Source organism: Sulfurimonas sp. (genome assembly GCF_026988655.1).
Classification (GTDB): domain Bacteria; phylum Campylobacterota; class Campylobacteria; order Campylobacterales; family Sulfurimonadaceae; genus Sulfurimonas.
Map to the genome: position 1 here is coordinate 1 of NZ_JALSKT010000038.1, position 2149 is coordinate 2149.

At 33.6% G+C, this 2149-nt stretch carries 3 protein-coding genes; all 3 read right to left on the reverse strand.

What is annotated here, in order from left to right; genetic code table 11:
* A partial coding sequence (locus MV052_RS03560) for a site-specific integrase (RefSeq protein ID WP_297441047.1) occupies positions 1-263 on the reverse strand: 263 nt, incomplete at its 3' end.
* Between the two features lie 150 nt (positions 264-413).
* Entirely contained in the window at positions 414-1427 is a 1014-nt protein-coding gene (locus MV052_RS03565; RefSeq protein WP_297441049.1) for a hypothetical protein, read from the reverse strand.
* Entirely contained in the window at positions 1427-1993 is a 567-nt protein-coding gene (locus MV052_RS03570; protein ID WP_297441051.1) for a hypothetical protein, read from the reverse strand. Before MV052_RS03570 ends, MV052_RS03565 begins: the two co-directional genes overlap by 1 nt.
* Positions 1994-2149: the final 156 nt, after the last annotated feature.

A 2149-nucleotide genomic window follows, 5' to 3' on the forward strand; every position in this document is an offset into this window, starting at 1 on the left:
ACATATTTTGGAAGGTTTTTAGGTACTTTTGCCATAGGAATTTTTATCTTCTCATGTACAAAGTCTTGTTTGTGACAAAAAGCAAAAAAAGCATTGATAGAAGAGAGTTTACGGTTAAGTGTACGTTTATTTTCAAAACTGGCTAAAAATGCCAATACATCAGTAGTGTCCAACTTCGTAAGTACTTTTTGTGTAGCGTCTTCAAGTTGTGTAAGGTCAGAAATATAAGAAGAGATAGTCAGAGTATCCAGTGCCTTGGTCACATTGAGATACTCTTCAAAAGCAACTAATAAATTAGAAATATCAACTCCTTTAAATCGACTAGTCGATTGAGCCGACTGCTGAAGTCAACTCAGTGTTAACGTAGTGAATTGAACTTTGTTCAGTTTGCGTCTTACAATAGCAGGTTACTCTTACTCATAACCTAATTTAGAAAGGTCAATCACTTTTCCATCTTTATAAAGTTTTTTACCCGTGATAAATGCTGGCTCATCTACCGCACCCACATCATAAATTTTAGATTTTGTTAAATCACTGTTTAAAACGATGAGAGAGCCTTGCTGATCAAGTCCATATACCTTATTAGAAAATGCTGTAGCTACAGCATAATGTGCAAATTTAAATTTAGCAGTTCCAACTTCATTTAAATTTTTATCTAATACAATGATTTTTCCTTCTTTTGTGAAAAGATAAATTTTTCCATTATCTATTGTTACTTCTGAGATATTTGCTTGATATTCCGATTTGCCTTCATTTCCCAGTGTGATAATCCTATTGGGTGTTGCAGCAATCATCATGTTACCAACTCTTGCAAGATAAATAACATTATCAAAAGCTGTTTCACTACTAATATACACTACTTTTGCATTTTCTGAATCCATAATATTAACAATAATAAGTTTTCCATCAAGCATCGGCATAATAGCTAAATTATCAATAAACATTGGACTTGCAGCTCTTGTATCAACCGCAAATATACGTTCTGAACGACTTTCTATAAGTTTTCGGTTATCTGACATTCTATATATACCAAAAGTATTAGTATTTAAAATATAAGCAATAATACCATCTCTCATTGTTGCAGAAACAACTGGTGTATGTAAAGCAATTGCTATAGCTGTATTGCCACTTTTTTTATCAATAACTTTTAAAATACCTTCAGTATTTGAAGCGAGCACATATTGCTTATTTTCATTTAAAAATCGATATCCCTCTCCAAGTTTTATATCATTAATTCCATTTGTCCCAATATATGTTCCATCATCTAATGTAGCACCATTTCGAGAAAGATCTACAATAGTAGCACCATAGGGTTGGGAAATTAAAGATGCTGAAAATGTAGTTTCTGGTTCAAAATATTTCTTGGAACTACATCCAGAAAAGAGAAGTACCAAAGTGGTAAATGCTATAAATGATAACTGTTTCATTAGTTTGCCTTAATAAGTGAGTGTTTCAAAAATCCTGTAATGACTGCAAGAGGTGAACGCTCATCGATAAGCTCCAACTTTGCCTTAGCTGTTTTCACATCACCTGCACCTATAGCCACATATGCTTCTTCAAAAAGCGCCATCTCTTTGTAAAGTACAGAGTCTACTGGTTTTTTCTCAATTACTCCTGCAGTATATGCACTTGCGTCAGCTATCACAGCATTTTTACTTGCAGCAAGTGCCTTTAATGCTTTTGCATCTTGTTTTTTGGCTGCTTGTACATAGTTAAAAAGTTCTGCTAATGCTGGGTTATTTTCTTTCAATGTTTGCAAGGCTGCAGCATCATCATTTTTTTTCTGTAAGGTTAAAAATGCTTCATTTGCTTTTGCCAGTTGTGCTTCATGCATGGTTGCTTGTATCGCTTTCCCACCAAAAAAGACAACAAGCGCTACAACAACAGCCCAAAGTTTAAACTTATGTTTTTTATAGAGTGTCTCTAACTTAAACGCACTCTCTAGTACTTTTTCATCACTACTTAACTCTTTTTTCACATCTGCAATATTCACAGCATTCTCCTAGACATTTTAATTGAGTATATTATACCCTTTGGAGTTAAAAGTTCTCTACAACTCCACAACCGTAATACCCAAGTTTCCTGGCATTCTATAAAACTTTCCAATTTTAGGATGTTTTTTAAGATATTCACTCACAAGTTTAGACAA

Coding starts and splice junctions, on each gene's coding strand:
- MV052_RS03565 (WP_297441049.1), bottom strand. CDS start 1,427: ATGAAACAGTTATCATTTATAGCATTTACCACTTTGGTACTTCTCTTT.